The 18,849-nt window shown below is 69.3% G+C and carries 17 protein-coding genes and 1 pseudogene; 10 read left to right on the plus strand and 8 right to left on the minus strand.

The genetic code is table 11. The features are described 5' to 3' along the window. Positions 1 to 37 precede the first annotated feature (37 nt). Both ACN28F_RS11305 and ACN28F_RS11310 read left to right on the plus strand, forming a co-directional pair. Positions 38 to 586 (plus strand): hypothetical protein, encoded by a 549-nt coding sequence (locus ACN28F_RS11305; RefSeq protein WP_421357665.1) that lies wholly within the window; start codon positions 38 to 40, stop codon positions 584 to 586. A 148-nt stretch (positions 587 to 734) separates the two neighbouring features. Then, complete coding sequence (locus ACN28F_RS11310; protein WP_289207981.1) at positions 735 to 1,649, plus strand: sulfotransferase domain-containing protein; 915 nt, start codon at positions 735 to 737, stop codon at positions 1,647 to 1,649. Between the two features lie 176 nt (positions 1,650 to 1,825). On the opposite strand, the gene ACN28F_RS11315 is transcribed toward ACN28F_RS11310, so the two are convergent. The 3 genes from ACN28F_RS11315 to ACN28F_RS11325 all read right to left on the minus strand — a co-directional run bounded on the left by ACN28F_RS11315 (position 1,826) and on the right by ACN28F_RS11325 (position 4,663). Continuing rightward, complete coding sequence (locus ACN28F_RS11315; RefSeq protein WP_289207982.1) at positions 1,826 to 2,734, minus strand: ABC transporter substrate-binding protein; 909 nt, start codon at positions 2,732 to 2,734, stop codon at positions 1,826 to 1,828. A 215-nt stretch (positions 2,735 to 2,949) separates the two neighbouring features. Further along, entirely contained in the window at positions 2,950 to 3,714 is a 765-nt protein-coding gene (locus ACN28F_RS11320) for an ABC transporter permease (protein WP_289207983.1), read from the minus strand. Positions 3,715 to 3,811: 97 nt separating this feature from the next. Continuing rightward, positions 3,812 to 4,663, minus strand: a complete 852-nt coding sequence (locus ACN28F_RS11325; RefSeq protein ID WP_289207984.1) for an ABC transporter ATP-binding protein — start codon at positions 4,661 to 4,663, stop codon at positions 3,812 to 3,814. A 720-nt stretch (positions 4,664 to 5,383) separates the two neighbouring features. Here ACN28F_RS11325 and ACN28F_RS11330 point away from each other — a divergent pair. The 4 genes from ACN28F_RS11330 (at position 5,384) to ACN28F_RS11345 (ending at position 10,518) form a co-directional block, all read left to right on the plus strand. Next, positions 5,384 to 6,289, plus strand: a complete 906-nt coding sequence (locus ACN28F_RS11330; RefSeq protein WP_281553125.1) for a LysR family transcriptional regulator — start codon at positions 5,384 to 5,386, stop codon at positions 6,287 to 6,289. 236 nt (positions 6,290 to 6,525) lie between these two features. Further along, positions 6,526 to 7,659, plus strand: a complete 1,134-nt coding sequence (locus ACN28F_RS11335; RefSeq protein WP_421357666.1) for a glycerate kinase — start codon at positions 6,526 to 6,528, stop codon at positions 7,657 to 7,659. Between the two features lie 258 nt (positions 7,660 to 7,917). After that, positions 7,918 to 9,318, plus strand: a complete 1,401-nt coding sequence (locus tag ACN28F_RS11340) for an MBL fold metallo-hydrolase (protein WP_289207986.1) — start codon at positions 7,918 to 7,920, stop codon at positions 9,316 to 9,318. Positions 9,319 to 9,435: 117 nt separating this feature from the next. Then, positions 9,436 to 10,518 carry a tartrate dehydrogenase gene (locus ACN28F_RS11345; protein ID WP_289207987.1) on the plus strand — a complete coding sequence of 361 codons (1,083 nt, stop codon included), beginning with the start codon at positions 9,436 to 9,438 and terminating at the stop codon, positions 10,516 to 10,518. Here the strand turns inward: ACN28F_RS11345 and ACN28F_RS11350 are convergent. Continuing rightward, a complete protein-coding gene (locus ACN28F_RS11350) occupies positions 10,499 to 10,906 on the minus strand; it encodes a transposase (protein WP_353850479.1) in 408 nt (135 codons plus the stop codon). The genes ACN28F_RS11345 and ACN28F_RS11350 overlap by 20 nt on opposite strands. 162 nt (positions 10,907 to 11,068) lie before the next feature. Between ACN28F_RS11350 and ACN28F_RS11355 the strand changes: the two genes are divergently transcribed. Then, on the plus strand, positions 11,069 to 11,581 hold the full coding sequence (locus ACN28F_RS11355; protein WP_289207988.1) for an alpha/beta fold hydrolase: 513 nt from the start codon (positions 11,069 to 11,071) through the stop codon (positions 11,579 to 11,581). A gap of 430 nt (positions 11,582 to 12,011) precedes the next feature. Here ACN28F_RS11355 and ACN28F_RS11360 read toward each other — a convergent pair. Both ACN28F_RS11360 and ACN28F_RS11365 read right to left on the minus strand, forming a co-directional pair. Continuing rightward, positions 12,012 to 12,569: pseudogene (locus ACN28F_RS11360) on the minus strand (LLM class flavin-dependent oxidoreductase); the annotation flags it as partial. A 22-nt stretch (positions 12,570 to 12,591) separates the two neighbouring features. Next, positions 12,592 to 13,611 carry an aldo/keto reductase gene (locus ACN28F_RS11365; protein ID WP_289211120.1) on the minus strand — a complete coding sequence of 340 codons (1,020 nt, stop codon included), beginning with the start codon at positions 13,609 to 13,611 and terminating at the stop codon, positions 12,592 to 12,594. 172 nt (positions 13,612 to 13,783) lie between these two features. Between ACN28F_RS11365 and ACN28F_RS11370 the strand changes: the two genes are divergently transcribed. Beyond that, the gene (locus tag ACN28F_RS11370; RefSeq protein WP_289211121.1) at positions 13,784 to 14,350 is read left to right on the plus strand and encodes a TetR/AcrR family transcriptional regulator; all 567 of its coding nucleotides are present in this window, start codon (positions 13,784 to 13,786) and stop codon (positions 14,348 to 14,350) included. Between the two features lie 80 nt (positions 14,351 to 14,430). On the opposite strand, the gene ACN28F_RS11375 is transcribed toward ACN28F_RS11370, so the two are convergent. Beyond that, a complete protein-coding gene (locus tag ACN28F_RS11375) occupies positions 14,431 to 16,125 on the minus strand; it encodes a DUF2201 family putative metallopeptidase (protein WP_421357667.1) in 1,695 nt (564 codons plus the stop codon). A 177-nt stretch (positions 16,126 to 16,302) separates the two neighbouring features. Beyond that, positions 16,303 to 17,037 carry a helix-turn-helix domain-containing protein gene (locus tag ACN28F_RS11380; RefSeq protein WP_353850588.1) on the minus strand — a complete coding sequence of 245 codons (735 nt, stop codon included), beginning with the start codon at positions 17,035 to 17,037 and terminating at the stop codon, positions 16,303 to 16,305. A gap of 164 nt (positions 17,038 to 17,201) precedes the next feature. On the opposite strand from ACN28F_RS11380, the gene ACN28F_RS11385 reads away from it, so the two are divergent. Both ACN28F_RS11385 and ACN28F_RS11390 read left to right on the plus strand, forming a co-directional pair. Beyond that, positions 17,202 to 17,699, plus strand: a complete 498-nt coding sequence (locus tag ACN28F_RS11385) for a VOC family protein (RefSeq protein WP_289207990.1) — start codon at positions 17,202 to 17,204, stop codon at positions 17,697 to 17,699. Then, positions 17,678 to 18,760: a hypothetical protein gene (locus tag ACN28F_RS11390; RefSeq protein ID WP_421357668.1), complete on the plus strand. Its 1,083-nt coding sequence runs from the start codon at positions 17,678 to 17,680 to the stop codon at positions 18,758 to 18,760. Before ACN28F_RS11385 ends, ACN28F_RS11390 begins: the two co-directional genes overlap by 22 nt. The last annotated feature ends 89 nt before the right edge of the window (positions 18,761 to 18,849 follow it).

Consider the following 18,849-nt stretch of genomic DNA (forward strand, 5'->3'; position numbering starts at 1 on the left):
GGGCGGGGCCGACCCTTTTTCCGTACGAGGAGTGATTATGCGGCTGATTCGTGGGCTCGCCGTGGTGCTGGTCGGCCTACTGCTGGTGATCCTGCCGGCGGCCGGCCCGGCGGCGGCGCAGACCGGGCAACTCGATCTGGACGTGGCCAGCGACGGTGCGCTGGGGGTGACCATCGAGGTCACCGATTCGGCGGGCAACCGGCCGGCGGAGGCGATCCGGCTGGTGTTGACCGCCACCGGTGCGGACGGCCAGACGGTCGGCCCGATGCAGGTGCAGCCGTCCGGTGAGGGGCAGGGGTTCTACTCCACCGGCCCGATTCTCCAGCCGGGCGACTGGCAGGTGACGGTCACCACGCCGACCCCGTACGCGGGCGAGGCGATCATCGACGTACGGGCCACGCCGGCCCAGTCACCGCCGCCACCGCCGGCAGCTGCGGCGTCGGATGCCGAGGGGGTCGCGTCCGCCGACGGATGGGCGTGGCTGATCCGCGTCGCGGTCGCGATGCTGGTGCTCGCCATCCTGGTGGTGCTGGTGGTCGGGCTGGTGACGCTACGGGCCCGGCGTAACGCCTTCCGGAACAACTGAGGCCACGCCCGGTAAACGTTGGGACCGGACCCCGGTGCCTGCCCTCCGTCGCGGCACCGGTGTCCTTTTGTGGCCGATTCGCACCGATACCCTACATAGTAGAGTCGATCGTCCAGACGGGACGACGACTGATGCAACTGGAGGAACGGTGCGCGAACCGACCGAGCGGTACCAGAACGCGATCATGGACAGTGCACGGTGGCAGGGGTTTCCCTTTCGCCCGGGTGACATCGTCATCTCGACACCCGCCAAGTGCGGCACCACGTGGACCCAGACGATCTGCGCGTTGTTGATCTTCCAGACGCCGGAGCTGCCCGGCCGGCTGGACGACATCACCATCTGGCCCGACATGAAGACCCGCAGCCAGGCCGACGTGTTCGCGTTCTACGAGGCGCAGCAGCACCGACGCATCATCAAGACCCACACCCCGTTCGACGGACTGCCGATCCACGACGAGGTCAACTACATCGCCGTCGGCCGGGATCCGCGTGACGTCGCGCTGTCCTGGGACGCGCACTTCCAGAACACCGACTACGACGTGGTCCTGGCGCTACGCGACGCGGCGGTCGGCAACGACGACCTGACCGGCGAGCTCACCGACGACGCGCCACCGCAGCTGGAATCCGAGTACGATCGGTTCTGGGCCTGGATGGAACACCCCGACGTGCAGATCGGCCTGCCGTCGATGCTGCACCACATGTCGGGTTTCTGGGCGGAGCGTGACCGGTCAAACGTCCTGCTCCTGCACTACGACGAGCTGAAGTCCGACCTTGAGGGCCAGATGCGGGCGATCGCCGAACAGCTCGACATCGAGGTGCCCGAACAGCGCTGGCCGGAGCTGGTGCAGGCGGCCACCTTCGATTCCATGCGCAGCCGCGCCAAGGAATTCGCCCCCGTCCTGGCGATGTGGCGGGACCCGAAGCAGTTCTTCAACCGGGGCGCCACCGGCCAGTGGCGTGACCTGCTCGACGACGGCGACCTGCGGCGCTACGAGGAGCAGGTCGCCAAGCTCGCCGTACCGGAGCTGGTTGACTGGCTGCACCGCGGCCCGATCACCGTCTGATCGGGTGCGCGGTCGAGTTGGTCGGCCGCGCGGCCCGATCACCGGACAGGCCGAGCTGATTCCGCAGCCGGATCAGGCCGGGTCAGTCGTATCGGTCCTCTGGGTGGCCAGTGCGTCAGACGAGCCGTCGGCGGTCGCCGACGGCTCGTCTGACCGTATGGCGGTGGGTTGTGGCGTCAGCTGCCGGCGCTCTCGTGGACGGTGGGGAAGGTGAGGTCCTTCCAGCTGTCCGGTGTCTCCGAGATCATTCCGATTTCCTCCATGAAACCGGCGATGTCCTGAAGACCGTGCGGCTCGGTGGTGTAGGTGATCGCCGGGTTGGTGAGGTACTTCTCGAAGCTCTCAGGTGTGGTCTTGCCACCGGAGTTCGCCGAGAGCTCAGCCGCCGCCGCCGCCGGGTCGTCCGCGAGCGCGGCGATCTGCTCTTCCAGGATCGAGTAGAGCCGGGTCGAGAACTCGGTGTTCTGCTCGTAGTACTCGTTCATCATGAATACACCGTTGAACATGATCGGCCCGAAGAGGTCGCTGCTCTTCAGCACGACACGCATGCCCTGATCCTGCTCGTCGAACTGGAACGGCGGTGAGGTCAGGTGCGCGGCGATCTGTCCGCTCACCAGGTTCTGCAAGCCATCCGGATGGGACATGGGCACGATGTTCGTGTCGAGCGCTTCGGCGTCGCCGAGCTGGTCTTGGGCTCCCTTTCGAAGGACCAACGCCTGAATCGACGTCAGCGAGGGCATCGCAATCTTGTCGGAGGACGTGAAATCACTGAGCGACGTGAGCCGTTCGTCCTTGGCCATCAGCCAAAGTTCCGCGTCGTTGAGCGAGGCCAGGTACCGCCAGTCGACCCCCTTGTCCCGGGCCAGGATCATCTGTGCCGCGCTTCCGGCGCCGACCTGGATGTCGCCTGAAATCATGCCGTCCTGCACTGCCGCGCTCGACGATAGCTCCGTCCACTCGAAGGTCGTGTTGGGAAACTCCTTCTCCAGGGTGCCGTTCTGCTTGAGTAGAATGAGCGGAGCGTATGACAGGCCCGGCTGGTACGCAATCGTCACCTTGGCCGGCATACCGTCGCCGGCCTGCACGTCGGCGTCGTTGGAACCGCATGCGGCCGAGGTCGACAAAAGTGCGGCCAGAGCGGTCGCGGCAACATATCGGGATCGCCGAGCGGCTCGAGAACTAGCTGAAATCATAGGGTGATCCCCACCTTGTCTGCTGATATTGGACGGAGGGTCGGGCGGACAGTGTGTTCCACCTACAGTGGTGGCGGGAACCGGATTCCGACAGGTTGGCGGACCGGCTATGTCTTCATTCCCCATCGAACGACAGTGCGCCGCTCGATCAGAATGAAGACCATGTCGATCAGTAGGCCGATGACCGCGATCGTCACCAGGCCGGCGAAGACGTCGGGGATGTCAAGGTAGTAGCGGCTGTTGTTGATGAAGTAGCCGAGGCCACCCCCGCCTCCTGCGACGCCGAACACGAGTTCGGAGGCGACGATGGTGCGCCAGCCGAAGGCCCAGGCAGTCTTGACTCCCGAGATCGTGTGTGGCAGGGCGGCCGGGAAGAGTACCTCGGAGATCATGCGCCAGCGCTTGAGCCCGATGTTGCGGCCGACCGCTATGATCGTCCGGTTCGCCGTCCGGAAGCCGGTGTTGACATTGATTGCGATCGGCCAGATCACCGCGTTGGCGACCACGAACACCAGAGCCGTCTCACTGAGCCCGAACCACAGGATCGCCAGCGGCAGCACGGCGATCGACGGCAGTGGGTTCAGCATCGAGGAGAAGACGACGAGTACGTCCTCACCGAAGCGCGTCCACACCGCGAGCGTGGTCAGCACGACGGCGATGAGGCTGCCGAACAGCATGCCGAGCAACAGGACCCGCATGGTGGTGCCGGTCGATCGCAGCAGTTCACCGTTCTGGAAACCCGCGACCAGGGCCCGACCCACGTCTGCGGGTGAGGAGAACAGCAGAGGGTTGACGCCCGATATCGTGACGTAGAGCTGCCACCCGGTCAGCAGCAGGACGACGACGAGAACCCGGCGCAGCCACACCGGCATCGCCCCCCACCGCCAGTCCCTGACACTGCGCGGTGGGGCGGCGTCGGCCGACGGCGCGGCCGGGACGTCCCCCTCGGTACGGGTGATGGTCGATTGTTCAGTCGGTGAACTCAGCGACATCCTCGTCAGCCCCCTTCCCGTCCCGGTGCAGCAGGCTGCCCAGATGTGTCCGTACGCTGCGGTACTCCTCTGAACCCACCACCTTGGCTTCGTCGGTGATCTGGACGGTCTCACGGACCACCGAAGGCGGGTCGGTCAGAACGACGACCCGGTCACCGAGAACAATTGCCTCCTCGATGCTGTGGGTGACGAACAGGATGGTGACCCCGGTTCGTTTCGCGATGGCGTTGAGCTCCGCCTGCAGGCGGGCCCGGGTGAGCGCGTCCAGAGCCCCGAACGGCTCGTCCATCAGCAGCATGACCGGCTCCAGCGCGAAGGCGCGCGCGATCGCCACCCGCTGCTTCATTCCGCCCGAGAGCTGGTGGGGGTGGCGGTCGAGGGCTCGACTCAGCCCCATCATCTCGAGGTAGCGGCGCGCCTGCTGGTCCGCGTCGGACCTCTTACGACCGTTGCGACGCAACGGGTATGCGACGTTGTCGAGTACGTCACGCCAGGGGAACAGCTGGTCGAACTCCTGGAAGACGACCGCCCGGTCCGGCCCGGGGGCGAGTGTGCGTCGACCGGCCACGGTGATCGTGCCGTCAGCGAGTTCGAGGAACCCCGCGATGGTCTTGAGAAGGGTCGACTTTCCGCATCCGGACGGGCCGATCAACATGATCGTCTCGCCAGCGGTGACGTCGAAGCTCACGTCTGCCACAGCTCGGGCGAACGTGCCGTTGACCCAGTAGCCGATCGAGGCGTGGGACACGCTGAGCAGCGTGTCGGGCCGTTCGTCGGAGGGCGGGACGGCTCGTTCCGGGTCGGCGCGCAGCGGGGACGGATGGACCATACAGGACTCCCTTGGACTCGTCGGCTAGGCGACTGGCTCTGGTTGGTGGCCGTGGTGGTGGGAACGGTCGGGACCGTTCGTCGGCGCGCTGACACGCCAGTCGGGGGTCGGCGGCGATCCAGTTCTCGGACGGGCGCGGACGCGCCGGCCTGTTTCTCCTGGTCGGCCGGTGGTGGGGATCTGGGCACGTGATTCCTCCAGAGCTGACTGTGTCCTGCAGCACAACAGTTAACTCGGCCGACATAGTGACGTCCAAGACGCTGCATCGATCTCATTCATAGGCACGACCTATCGAGGAGCCCTCAGCGATCGCGCGCGCGAAACTGCGAATCAAACGCCCAAAGCGCCCATAGCAGACAGAAGCGCGGATGGGCCGCGGCCATTGACGGACCGGTAGTTTCGGCGCGGCCACCCGCCGGTTCCCGCCGAAACCGTACGGCTCGTGGCGGCGCGGACGTGGCTGCGGCGTTCGATCGACCGTCGGCCGCTACCCTCGGTCGACACTCCCACTCGTAGCCAGCGCCTATCTAACGAATCCCGAACGGGGTCTGGACCTATCGGCCGCCACCTGGTTGCATATCGCCAGGTCAGGCCGATCTGATCATGAGAATCAGCGAAGGGTGCGCGCGCATGACAGATTGCAGCCTGAGAAGGGCGGCACCGACCGGGAGGCATTCTCAGCTGCCCCAGACCCGTACCGGCAGCCGGTGCTGACGCGCGATGGACGCCCGCCAGCTCCGATACTTCCTCGCAGTCGTCGACGCTGAAGGCTTCGGCAAGGCAGCCGAGAAGCTCTACATCGCGCAACCGTCACTGTCACAGGCCATCGCCGGACTGGAGCGCGAGCTGGGCGTCGCGCTGTTCCACCGGGTCGGACGCGGCGTGGTGCTCAGTGACGCCGGCAAGCAGCTGATCGGTCCGGCCCGGCAGGTCATCCGCGACCTGGCGACCGCACAGGCCACCATCGACGCCATCAAGGGGGTGGCCCGAGGCCGGGTTGAGGTCACCTCGATGCCGTCCGCCGGCATCGAGCCCCTGGCACCGATCATGCAGCGGTTCGCCGCCGCTCACCCCGACGTCACTGTCAGCGTCAACGCCGCCTTCGTACCGGACGAGGTGATCGACGCGGTGCGTACCGGTGCCGTCGAGATCGGCCTGCTCGGCGCGCCCGACATCGTCCGGGTCGCCGAGCTCGACGTCGTGCCCCTGGAGAACCAGCCTTTGATGCTGTTCACCGCTCCCGGTGGCCCTTTCCATGGCCGCGACCACGTCACCGCCGACGATTTCGACGGACACCGGCTCATCGCCTCCCAGCCCGGTTCCCTCATGCGACAGCTCGTCGATCACATCCTGGCGCAGGGAAGTCAGGCCCGGCTCGTCGCCGAGGTCGCCCACCGGACGTCCATCCTTCCCCTCGTCCTCGCCGGGGTGGCCGATGCGATCCTGCCCGCCGCGTGGAAGGATCTCGCGATCAGGGCCGGGGCGGACGTGCTGCCGATCCGCCCCACGGCGTACCTGCGGATCGTCCTGGTCAGTCGCCGCACCCAGCTGACGCCCGCCGCGCGGGCATTCATCGACATCGCCCGGAGGTACCGCGACGAGCGGCTCGACCAGCCGGCGGCCTGACCGACCAGGCCGACGTGTGCGGCCCGTCGACGCCCGCACCGACGCGCTGAACAGCGCGGTGCCCGGCCCGGCCGCCATGCCCGCACGCCAGGTGACGGATCATCCAGCCGATCTCATAGGCCGCACCTATGAGAGGGGTAGATCGTGCGTGTTGGACGCCGCACCCGGGTCCACCCAAGGTTGGTGAGGCTTCCGGTCCACCCGGCAGCCCTGTCCACCAGCAGCGGGAGGCCGACATGCCCACCACCAGGACGACGTGTCTCGTGGCACCGGACAAGTTCAAGGGGTCACTCGACGCGACGAACGTCGCTCTGGCGCTGCGTGCCGGGCTACGGGCCGTCCGACCCGGCGTCCAGGTCGAGTGCCGTCCGATGGCCGATGGCGGCGACGGCACCGTCGCGCTCCTGTCAGATGTCGGCTTCGACCTGGTTCCGGTGGAGGTCGACGGGCCGACCGGCCAGACCGTACGAACGAGTTACGCGGTCCGCGGCGAGGTGGCGGTCGTCGAGCTCGCCGACGCGTGCGGGCTCAGCCAGCTACCCGACGGCGTTCCCGCCCCCTTGGACGCCTCGTCGTACGGACTCGGGCAGGTCATCGTCGCAGCGGTCCGCAGCGGCTGCCGTCACCTCGTCATCGGCCTGGGTGGCAGCGCCAGCACCGATGGCGGAGCCGGCCTGCTGCAGGCGCTGGGCGCCCGGGTGCTCGACCGCGATCAGCAGAACATTCCGCGCGGCGGTCGCCGGCTCGCCGAGGTAGCCTCCGTCGATCTGAATCCCGCGCACGACCTGTTGCGTGGTGTCTCAGTGACGGTGGCCGCCGACGTTGACAATCCCCTGCTTGGTAGCCGAGGCGCGGCCGCCACGTACGGACCGCAGAAGGGTGCCGACCCCGCGCAGGTCAACCTGCTTGAGCAGGCTCTGAGCCGGTTCGCCACAGCAGTCGGACAGGCAGCCGGTGCGGGGCTGGCCGCAGCGCCCGGGGCTGGGGCCGCCGGCGGCGTCGGATTCGCCGCCCTGGCACTCGGTGCGACCATTCGCCGGGGTATCGAGGTCTTCCTGGACCTGACCGACTTCGCCACGGCCCTGACCAGCGCCCGTCTGGTGATTACCGGAGAGGGGCGCCTCGATCAGCAGAGCCTGGCCGGGAAGACTCCGGTGGGGGTTGCGGCAGCGGCGCACGCCGCAGGTGTGCCGGTCGTCGCGGTGGCCGGCCAGTCGACGCTCGATGCGGCCGACCTCGCTGCCGCCGGCTTTGCTGGCGCTTACCCGCTCACCAGTATCGACCCCGACCTCGACCGATGCCAGTCGGATGCCGCTGAGCTGCTCACCGAGATCGGACGACGGATAGCCCTGGACCATCTCACCGGTTGACGCTGAAGCCGGTGCCGGCTCGACGCACGTCGGGCCAGGTGACGCACGTCGCCACGACCCATAGGGCCGCGCTATCGCGTCGAGAGGACACCGGTCTTGGACGTGGCGACGATCACATTGGTTGAGTGAGTCGATCTCAGCTCCGACCCGCACCCCGTCCCCGCACCCCGTCCCTACTCCATGCCTGCACCCCGTCCCTACTCCATGCCTGCACCCCGTCCCTACTCCATGCCTGCACCAGGCAATGAGAGGAATCCGATGAAACGAAGGTTGTTCCTCGCCTCGGCCACCGCGCTGTCGGGCGCCGCCGTCGGCTCGGCAATCGTCACTGAACCGGCACTGGCGACCAAGCTCGGCACCGGCTGGAGCCCGTCCAAGGGCGGCGGTAGGCGCCTCTCGGACGCCGGCATCGCTGCCCGGCTGCGGCTCTTCGGCCCGGAGAACGTCGACCCTCAGACCGGTGCCCTGCCCGAGGAGCGCGTGGTCGCATCGTGGCTGTCCAACTCGTCGTTCGCCGTCGCGGTCGGCGGCCGCCTGCTGTACCTCGACACGTTCATCAGCCGGCTGGAGGTGGAGCGTGGCCGTACTCCGCTGGTGATCGCCGACCTCGTCGATGCCCGGCCTGACGCTGTTCTGCTCGGCCACGGGCACGGCGACCATGCCGACAACGCGGCCTACATCGCGGCCATGACCGGTGCAACCATCTACGCCTCGGAGGAAACCTGCGCCGTGCTGGCCGCCGACTTTGCTCGGCTGAAGGCTGACCCGCTGGTCAACACCGATCCGCAGACCCGGATCCCCTCTGACGCCGTCCTGCGGACCGTGCCGGTCACCAGCGCCGACTCCGTTCCCGGTACCGAGATGGTCCGGCTCGACGTACTCGAACCCTTCGCTCAGGTGGTGGCCTTCCGGCACCTGCACTCGGTCGCGGTGCCGCAGGACCCGGAGTACCCGCCGCCGCGTACCGAGATTCTCGTCGACCCGCGCGACTCGGCCCTCTTTCCGTCGGGGACTTCGCTGACCCCGGGGTCCAACCCGCAGCCCGGGCAGATGAACCTGCGCACCGGCGGCGGCTCCGGCGGCACCGTGAGTATCTACTTCCACATCACCTTGCGGCACGGCAGCAACTTCAGCTTCGGGTGGCAGAACACCGCAGGCGCGCTGAAGGAGGGCATCGGCAACGGCTGGCCCGGCACCCCCGAGGATGGCGAGCGCATCCGGGGCCGCCTCGCGTCGCTGCCCCAGACCGACCTGCATCTGGCAACGGCATCGACCGCCAACTACACCAACAACGGTCTGCGCGACCTCATCCACTACCAGTCGATCGTCCGTCCCCGCATCTACGTGCCGAACCACCTGACGTCGGGCACCCGGACTCGGGAGGGCTGCTCCCTGGCGGTGTACGCCGGCTACCTCGAGCAGATGAACCTCATGGGTGTGCCGGATGCCGACCGGCCGCACGTGCGGTGGGTCATCGACCCCGTGGACTACCTGCAGCCGCTCTCCTTCGACACCGACGACGACACGTGGCGCGATCGGAGCAAGAAGGACAGGATCAAGGCCCTCGACCGGATCAAGTTGGGGCGGCCCCGCACCGTCAAGGCCTTCGCCGGTACGCAGCGCATGACGGCCGAGCACACCCACAGCTGCGAGGCGTAGTGCAGCAGGAATCATAGGCTGGACCAATGCATCCGATCGGATAGCGGTGTTGGACGCCTATCGAGCATCCGGGTTCACTGATTTGTGCCTACCATCTACCACGAGGCCGGAGTTGCCATGAGCAATCAGCACCACTTCCGTATCGCCGTCATTCCCGCCGACGGCGTCGGTCGGGAGGTAGTCGCCGCTGGACGGGACGTACTTGACGCACTGGAAGGGCGCTCCGGTGGTCGTTTCGGATTCCAGTGGGCGGAGTTCCCGTGGGGTTCGGACTACTATGCCGAGCACGGGATCATGATGCCTGAGGACGGTCTGGACACGTTGCGCGACTTCGACGCCATCTATTTCGGTGCCGTTGGGTGGCCCACGGTACCTGACCACATCAGCCTGTGGGGTCTTCGCCTGCGCATCTGTCAGGGATTCGACCATTGGGCGAACGTCCGGCCGGTGACTTTCCTGCCAGGCGTCACCAGTCCACTACGGAAGGCTGACACCGTAGAGCTCGACTGGGTCGTCGTCCGAGAGAACACCGAAGGCGAATACGCCGGCCTCGGCGGACGCAACCTCTCCGCCCGCGGTGCGGGCGGAGAGGTTGCCGTCCAGTCCGCCCTGTTCACCGAGGTCGGCTGCGAACGGATCATGCGGTTCGCGTTCGACCTCGCTCGCACCAGGACCCGCAAGAAGGTGGCCAGCGTCACCAAGAGTAACGCCCAGCAGTACGGTATGGTCCTCTGGGACGACACGTTCCGGCGGGTCGCCGCAGACTATCAGGACGTCGAAACGGAAAGCGTCCTTGTGGACGCGATGGCGGCCAAGTTCGTCCTACACCCGGAGGATCTCTCGGTCGTCGTCGCGTCCAATCTCAACGCGGACATCCTTTCCGACCTCGGCAGCGCTCTCGCGGGTAGCCTCGGCCTCGCCCCGAGTGCGAATCTCAATCCGGAACGGCGGTACCCGAGCATGTTCGAGCCGGTTCACGGGTCCGCGCCCGACATCGCCGGGATGGGAATCTGCAATCCCATCGGCGCCATTGGCAGCGCAGCGATGATGCTGACCCATCTCGGCCTGCCCGACGAGGCCAGGAAGATAAACGCCGCGATCGAGGCGACCACGGCACAAGGGCTGCTGACGCGGGATATCGGCGGCAGCGCCAGCACCAAGGCTGTCACCGAAGCCATCATCAAGAACCTACCAGATTGACCACTGGGCACCCAGGTCCGGCTTGACTTCCTCCCCTCCCCAAGGGACGGGATTCCCTGGGTCGCCCCAGGAAGTTCCTGCTTCGCCGACGACCGCCCGTCCGAGAGGAGGACTCCCCGTGAGGTCTTACACCGCCTCCACAGGCAATCACGGAGAGCCCCTCCGCGAGGATGTTGCGGGCCGCGTCGATGTCCCGGTCGTGGGCCTGCCCGCACCGGCAGGTCCACGACCGCACCTGCAACGGCATCCGCTCGGCCAGTGCGCGGCAGCCCGAACACAGCCGGGTCGACGGGAACCAGCGGTCCACGACCACCAGATCCCGGCCGTAGTGAGGTCGGTCCGGAGCGCTTGTCGGTGTCGCCACCAGTAGGTTTCCCCGAACCGCCACCCGAACCCGCCGTGCGCCTCACAACGCAACGGGCTCTCCACAAGCCCCATCAGGTCACCTCGTTGTTCTCACCAGGCGGATGGCCAGGAGCTGGGGATCTACGCCCCGCGATGGACCTCACCGGCGATGCCCGACGGCCACCGCCACCGCGACAATGACCCGATGAGCCTGGATGTCCGCGCCGACGACGGCTGCCGACTGTGGGTGGAGCAGTCCGGCGACGGTCCGCCGCTGGTGCTCTGTCACGGTGGTCCGGGTATGTGGGACTACTTCGAACCGCTCGCCCGGCTTCTCAACGAGCATCTCCGCGTCATCCGGTGGGATCAGCGCGGCTGTGGGCGATCGCAGCGGCGCGGGCCGTACAGCGTCGCCCGCTTCGTCGCCGACCTCGACGCGGTACGCGACCAGCTGGCCGGACCGCGCATGGCCCTGCCCGGTCACTCGTGGGGTGCCCACCTGGCGTTGCGGTACGCCATCGACCACCCCGAGCGGGTCGGTCAGCTGATCTACGTCTGCGGGACCGGCATCGACGCTGAACGCAGATGGCATCCGCACTATGGGCGGAAGCTGCGGCTACGGCTCGGGGATCGTCTGGCCCGGTGGGAGACCCTCGACTCCCGCGCCCGCACGACGTCAAGGTCCTCGACCACGATGAGGACGTTGTCCATCCGCTGAATCGCCACGCCAGCCTCCTTGACGCCCCATTTGGACGGTGTGGGGTCCACCTGAGGGTATCCGCAGGCGGGCCAGAAGACCGGCGACCCGTTCCGGTCCCTGGCGGAAGCCTCAGGCCGACCCGGCGATGATCTCGTCGGCGACCCGGTGGGCGACGTCGGCCGGGTAGGGCGGCGACAGTCCGAGGACGAGGTGCCGGAAGCCGGCATCGATCGCTTCGCTGATCGCGGCCCGGGTGAGCTTGGGCTGGTCGTAGGAGACCGGCAGGTGGATGGAGCGGGTGATGGCCGCCGGGTCCCGGCCGATCTGGGCGCAGTAGCGGTCCAGCAGCGCGCTGCGGCTGGACCGCGTCGGCGATGTCGCCGCCGGGGATGTTCCACAGGTCGGCGTGCTCGGCGACCACCCGCAGCACGGCCGCCGACCGCCCCCCGATCACAATCGGCGGGTACGGGCGCTGCACCGGCTTCGGATTGCCGAATGCTCCGACGAGTTGGTGGTGGGTGCCGTGGAAGTCGAACGGCTCGGCCTCGGTCCACAGCCGCCGGATGATGGTGCACGCCTCGGCGAGGCTGTCCACGGAGTGGCCGAAGTCGTGGAACGGCAGGCCGTGGGCGTCGTACTCGCGGCGGGCCAGCGGGTAACTGGGCCGCGAACCGGCACCGATACCGAAGTCGAGCCGCCCGCCGGAAACGACGTCGACGGTCGCGGCGATCTTGGCCAGCATCGCCGGTGGTCGGAAACGGTTGCTGGTCACCAGCAGGCCCAGGCGCAGCCGCCGGGTCTGCGCGGCGAGTGCCGCGAGCAGCGTCCACCCTTCGTACGTCGGCCCGTTCGGATCGCCGCCGAGCGGCATGAGGTGGTCGTAGAGCCAGGCGTGCTCGATCGCCGGGATCGTGTCCGCGTCGCGCCAGACCCGCAGCACGTCGTGGTAGTCGACCTGGGACGGGGCGGTCATGATCCCGAAGCTGGGTCGGGTAGTCGGTGACATCGGATCCCTCCGGTACGGCGGGTCAGCGGCGACGCAGCGCCGGGTCGAGCAGGGCTGGCGGGGTGTCGTGCTTCTCCTGCGGGGCGAGGTCGACGCCGGGAGCGACGATCGTGTCGATGGCGTCGAGCACGTCGGCGGTCAGTACGGTGTCGGCGGCGGCCAGCTGGGAACGCAGGTGGTCGGCGGTGCGCGGGCCGATGATCGCGCTGGTCACCCCGGGGTGCGCGGTGACGAAGCCGAGCGCCAGCTGGATCAGCGTCACGCCGGCGTCGTCGGCGACGGTGGCGAGTTTCTCGACCGCGTCGAGCTTGGCCTGGTTGGCGGGGACGGTCAGGTCGAACATCTGCGGCCGAAAACCGGACCGGTTGGTGCTGATCTCCCGGTCGGCCCGGATCGCGCCGGAGAGCCAGCCCGAGGCGAGCGGGCTCCAGGCCAGCACCCCCATGCCGTACTCCTGGATGGCCGGCAGGACGTGGGCCTCGATGCCGCGTTGCAGGATCGAGTACGGCGGCTGCTCGGTCACGTACCGGCTGGTCTTGTTTTCCCGGGCCGCCCACTGGGCCTGGACGATCCGGTAGGCCGGGAAGGTCGACGAGCCGAAGTAGCGGATCTTGCCGGCCCGCTGCAGGTCGGTCAGCGCGGACAGGGTCTCCTCGTCGCTGGTCGTCGGGTCCCAGCGGTGCACCTGGTAGAGGTCGACGTGGTCGACGCCGAGCCGGCGCAGGCTGTCGTCCAGGGCGGTGACCAGCCAGCGGCGGGAGCCGCCCTGGTGGTTGCGCTCGTCGCTCATCGGCATGTTGGCCTTGGTGGCCAGCACGATGTCGTCGCGGCGGCCGGCGATGGCCTTGCCGACCATCTGCTCCGACTCGCCCTGGCCGTACCAGTCGGCGGTGTCGATCAGGTTGATCCCGGCGTCGAGGGCGGCGTCGATGATGGCGGTGGCTTCCTGCTGGTCGGTACGGCCGGCGGTGCTGAAGTTCATCGCGCCGAGCACGAGGGTGCTGACCTGGACGCCGGTACGGCCGAGAGTGCGGTACTGCACGGTGGTTTCTCCCTTGAACAGGGTCGACTGGTCTGGCACGCTGGAGCCGTAAGCGGATCAGCGTTCCGCTAAGAACGATACGGAACAGTGTTCCGTTTGCCAAGTCGGATGACGGAGGTGACCACGCGTGGTCGACAGCGACGAAGGCGACGGCAACGGTTCAGCGCCCCCGATCCCGCCGCGCAAGCAGCGGGCCGACGCCCGGCGCAACGAGCAGACACTGCTCAGCGCCGCCGCGGCGGCGTTCGTCGCATCCGGCGTCGACGTGCCGGTACGCGACATCGCCGCCCGGGCCGGGGTCGGCGTCGGCACCATCTACCGCCACTTCCCCACCCGCGCCGACCTGATCGTCGCCGTCTTCCGCCACCAGGTCGACGCCTGCGCCGAAGCCGCCCCGGCCCTGCTCACCGACAGTGACAGTCCACACGCCGCGCTGGCCCGATGGATCGAACTGTTCGTCGACTTCCTGGTCACCAAGCACGGCCTCGCCGGGGCGCTGCACTCCGACGCCGCCACCTACCAGACCCTGCACGACTCCTTCACCGGCCGGCTCGTCCCCGCCTGCGCCCAACTGCTCGACGCCGCCGAAGCCGCTGGCGAGATCCGCCCGGACGTCGACGCCTACCAGCTGCTGCGCGGCGTCGGCAACCTCTGCATCGGCGACGACACCGACCCCCGCTACGACGCCCGCCGCCTGGTCCGCCTGCTCATCGCCGGCCTGCGCCGCAGCGACACCTGACACCGTCGACGCAGGCGTCAGCTCCAACCGTCGACGCAGGCGTCAGCTCCAACCGTCGACGCAGGCGTCAGCTCCAGCAGTCAACGCAGGCGAAAGACCGGTCCGCGCGGGGTGAAGGGCAGCCGGGCAGCGTCCGGGACGAGAAAAGCATGCTCCCGGCGGATACGCACCACGTCGCAGTACCCGTCGGTGATGACCAGGATCGGTGCGTCGGCCGGAAAGTCGGTGGCGGACTCCAGCAGCCGGACACCGGGCTGCAGTACCGTGCCGCCCCTGCCCCGCACCCGTACCCGGCCGACGATCTGCTCCACCGGCAGATAGCCGGCGTCGTACGGGTGGGCGTCGCAGAACACCACCCGGGCGGCCGGCACGTCCCGGGCGGTGGCGTACGAGACGATGGCGCCGAGCGCCTTGCCGAGCAGTTCGTGACTCATCGAGCCGGAGGTGTCCAGCACCACACCGAAGGTGCACCGGGACACCGACTCGTCCGGCCACCGCCAGCCCGGTCGCGGAATACCCGGGGTGCTGGCCTGTCGCCGCGACGGGCGGGCGTAGGAGCGGACCCGTCGCGGCGACGGGACGTACTCGTCGAACCAATGGGCCAGCCGGGCGTCCCACGGCAGCGGCGGCTGCTGCAGGACCCGAATCTCGGCGACCAGCCCGGCCGGCAGATGACCCCGGCCCTCCCGCTGGTGGTAGGCGTAGCCGTCGAGCAGCGCCCGCCGGTAGAAGTCGTCCAGGTCGACGCCGTGGCCAGGACGGCCCGCATACGGCAACGGTTCGCCGAGTACGTCACCGAGCCCGGTGCCGCGCAGGGTGGCCAGCTTGCGCAGCCGGCGCAGGTCCTTGGCGATCTGGTCGTAGACCGCCTCGGCGGACAGGCCGGCCAACTGCGGGTCGTGCAGCAGTCCGTCCGGCGGCTCGCCCACGCCCATCTCGATCGGCCAGCCGTTGATGACGTAGTCGGCGGCCACGTTCCACAGGTATGGGTCACGCCCGCCGACCCGGTCACCGTGACGCAGCGCCGCGTGCAGCATCTCGTGGGCCAACACGAACCGCCACTGCGTGCTCGACAACTCCCGCAGCGGGTTGAGGTAGATCTCCCCGGCGGACGGCGACACCGCTGCGATCGTGATGTGCCAGCTGCGGGCCAGGTCGGCGTCGGCGACCAGGGTGAACCGCGACGCCAGCGCACCGAGCAGCGGGTACGACGACAGGAACCAGCTCATCGCCAGCTGCCACGGCTGCCGGCGGGCGGCCGGGTCGGTCAGTGAACGGCGTGCCCCGCCGGCCACGTCGACCGCGGCCATCGCGGCTGCGGACAGGCCGACCGCGAACTGAGCCGGCCAGTCCCAGCCGACCGCCCTCATCCCGACCGGCGACGCGGCCAGGTCCGAAGCGTTGCCGCCGGTGCCACAGCCGACATACTCGGCCGGTACGCCGGCCTGCCGCCACTGCCGCAGCAGCACCTGCTCGTCGGTGCTGGGCAACTCGGCCGGCAGCAGCAGCGGCTCGGTCCCGAGTTTGACCGCCCGCTGGAACCGGGTGACCGCCAGACAGGCCACATCGGCGTACGCCGGGTCGGTGGCGTAGCGGCCGGCGCTGAGATGGCCGAAGCCCAGGTGCAGCAGGCAGTGCGCCAAGACCCACAACCACTGTTCCTCGTCGAACCGGTGCGCCTTGCTGGCCCGGATCTGGCCACGCGCGTCGACCACGGCGATCGCCTTGGCCGCCGTCAGCTGGCCGTCGTCGACCAGCGCCGCCTGCCGGGGCACCCCAGACGAACACCGGCCGGACCACCGCCACATGCAGCAGCAGGTCCGGCAGTTCGGCTGGGGTCACGGCGGTCGCGGAATGCACGCCGTCCATCCTGCCGGGCGGCGGTGCCGCCGTTCATCCCGATTTCGGGTCAGCTGGGCGAGTGGCTCAGCAACGAAGCGGAGGCTGCGCCGTCAGGTTGGGGCGCTCCCTCGGAGGTACGCGGTCGGCGTGAAGCCGAGCACCGTACGGAACTCGTTGGCCAGGTGGGCCTGATCGGCGTACCCCAGTTGGGCTGCCAGCCCCGCCAGGTCGGTGCCCGGGTCGGTCCGCAGCAGGTGCGCCGCCTCCTGCAACCGACGCCGGCGGATCATCGTCAGCGGCGGCAGGCCGACATGGCGGCGGGCCAGCCGCTGCACCGTACGGGTCGACACGTGCAGCCGGTCGGCGATGTCCTCGACCCGCAGGACCTGCGGGTCGCTGTCGACCAGTTCGGCCAGCGTGTTGGCGGCCAGGCCGTCCGGGTCAGGCGGGTCGACGGTCACGGCGAGCCAGTCCGCGAAGGCCGCCACGGCGGCGGCGGGCCGCTGCGCGGGGTCGACCGGCGCGGTCATCGCCGCGACCACCGGTGACCGCAGCTCGGGCAGGTCCAGCGGGAGCGAGGCGTCCCGCAGCGCCGCCGGGTCCGCGGTGAAGTGCGGCACCGCCGCCGGACGCAGCAGCGCGCCGACCGCCCAGCCGGTGCCGGTCAGGTCGCGGTACGACAGGCGCGTCGTCGGGCCGGCCAGCTCCACGCCGTCCGGGCCGACCACCAGGTTGCAGGCCGGGAAGGCGATGATCTGCTGCCGGGAGACCCGGCCCGGCGCGATCCGCCACTGCGGGATCCAGAACCAGCGGACCAGAGCCGCCACCGGCTCCGGCGGCGGCAGCCGGACGAAGGTCGGCAGCCGGGCCGGGTAGAGGATGCCGCGCTGCGCCGGGTCCACGGCAGCCAGGCTACGGCCTGCGCCGCCGACGGGCCCTGCGACACCGGCGGGCCCGGCTGTCGCGAATCTCCAAGCCGCCGCACCGCACGCTGCCTAGGGTCGGGACCATGTCCGACACCTTCGCGGCCGCCGACGGCCAGCACACCACCAACGGTACGCCGCATGGCGTCACCAGCCTCACCCCGTTCCTGGCCATCCCGGACGCGCGCGGCGCGATCGACTTCTACCGGGACGTGTTCGATGCCCGGGTGGTGGACGTGACCGAGATGGGCGGCGCGGTCGTGCACGCCGTACTCGACTTCGGCAACGGTCACCTGCAGCTCGGCGAGCCGTCGCCGGCGTACGGCCTGGTCGCCCCGCCGGCCGGCGACGACGACTGCTACTCGATGGGCCTGTACTGCCCGGACGTGGACGCGACGCTGGCCCGCGCGGTCGCGGCCGGCGCGGCCGTACGGGAACCGGCGGCGACCTTCGTCTCCGGTGACCGGTTCGCCAGCATCCGCGACCCGTACGGGGTGCGTTGGTCGATCATGACCCGGGTCGAGGACCTCTCCGAGTCCGAAAGCGCCCGCCGGGTCGCCGAATGGGCGGCCCAGCAGAGTTGACCCCGGCCGCCTTCGCCGGTGTCCTTACGGGTATGCAGATCGGGGCCGACGACGGGTTCGCGCACGGCGACTGCCGGGACACCGCGCTCGGTACGTTGCTTCGGCTGGCCGGCGTCACCAATCCTGAGGATCTGCTCCTCGGCGAGTGGACCTTCGAGATCACCGAGGACCGCAGCGTCGCCGACGGGTTGTCCGTGGCGTACCGCAGCGGTGAGCCGCTGCCCACGGCGGCCGGGCCGGCCGGCACCGGCATCGAGCTGCTGCACCGCCGGGCCGGCGGGCTGCCGGAGCTGGTGCGGTGGCTCGCCGCGCGGGCCCGGCCCGGTCGGGCCGTCGCGGTCACCATCGACCAGTACGGCTACGAGCCGGCTCCGTTCCACCGGACGGCCCACGTACCGCACGACCTGGTCGTCACCGCCGCCACCGACACCAGCGTCGACGTGCTGGACAGCTTCCCTGCGTCCCGGTTCGCCGGCCGGGTCGGGCACACCCGGTTCGCCCGGTGGGCCGATTCTCCGGAGCTGGGTGCGGCGCGGTGGCGCACTGTGGAGCTCGCCGTACGACCCGACGCACTCACCCGGAGCGCCGGCTGGCTCGCCGCAAACTGGCAGGACCACATCAGGCGCAACGTCGCGGCGATGTCGGACCCGACCGGTCGGCGTGGGGTGGCCGCGATCGAGCTCGTCGCCGACCGGCTGGCCGAATGGCTCGCCGGGCCCGACTTCGTCGCCGACCCGGGCCGGCGGCGGGAGTTGCCGGTCAGCAGCTTCACCGACCTCGGCGCGGTCCGCCGTGGACACGCGCTCTGGTTGTCCCGGGTCGCCGGGCTCGGCCATCCGGAGCTGGCCGGGTACGCCGACCAGGTCCGCGCCGTCTCCCGGCAGTGGGACATCGCCGCCTCACTCTGGCTGGCCGGCAACCGGTCCGGTCCGGCGACGGACCAGGCAGCCGCGGACCTGGTCTCCCGCAGTCTGCGTCAGGTGCCGAAGTTGTTGCATCTCATCGCCGCCGCTGAGCGGCGCATCGTCGAACAGCTCGACGCCGCCACCCGGACCGCCTGACGACCATCCATGTTGGGCGTTGACCATGGGCCCGGCGAAGGGCTAATTTCTGGCTGGTCGAAACGCATCGACACCCATCCTGGCCGGCG

Origin of the sequence: Solwaraspora sp. WMMA2101 (assembly GCF_049179175.1) — a bacterium.
Taxonomy (GTDB): domain Bacteria; phylum Actinomycetota; class Actinomycetes; order Mycobacteriales; family Micromonosporaceae; genus Micromonospora_E.

Bases quoted from the DNA above. Each gene is read 5' to 3' on its own strand.
- ACN28F_RS11345 (WP_289207987.1), top strand. From the start codon at position 9,436: ATGAGCAATCAGCACCACTTCCGTATCGCCGTCATTCCCGCCGACGGC.
- ACN28F_RS11325 (WP_289207984.1), bottom strand. From the start codon at position 4,663: ATGGTCCATCCGTCCCCGCTGCGCGCCGACCCGGAACGAGCCGTCCCG.
- ACN28F_RS11390 (WP_421357668.1), top strand. From the start codon at position 17,678: ATGGGCGGCCCAGCAGAGTTGACCCCGGCCGCCTTCGCCGGTGTCCTT.
- ACN28F_RS11355 (WP_289207988.1), top strand. From the start codon at position 11,069: ATGAGCCTGGATGTCCGCGCCGACGACGGCTGCCGACTGTGGGTGGAG.
- ACN28F_RS11320 (WP_289207983.1), bottom strand. From the start codon at position 3,714: ATGCCGGTGTGGCTGCGCCGGGTTCTCGTCGTCGTCCTGCTGCTGACC.
- ACN28F_RS11330 (WP_281553125.1), top strand. From the start codon at position 5,384: ATGGACGCCCGCCAGCTCCGATACTTCCTCGCAGTCGTCGACGCTGAA.
- ACN28F_RS11305 (WP_421357665.1), top strand. From the start codon at position 38: ATGCGGCTGATTCGTGGGCTCGCCGTGGTGCTGGTCGGCCTACTGCTG.
- ACN28F_RS11385 (WP_289207990.1), top strand. From the start codon at position 17,202: ATGTCCGACACCTTCGCGGCCGCCGACGGCCAGCACACCACCAACGGT.
- ACN28F_RS11340 (WP_289207986.1), top strand. From the start codon at position 7,918: ATGAAACGAAGGTTGTTCCTCGCCTCGGCCACCGCGCTGTCGGGCGCC.
- ACN28F_RS11335 (WP_421357666.1), top strand. From the start codon at position 6,526: ATGCCCACCACCAGGACGACGTGTCTCGTGGCACCGGACAAGTTCAAG.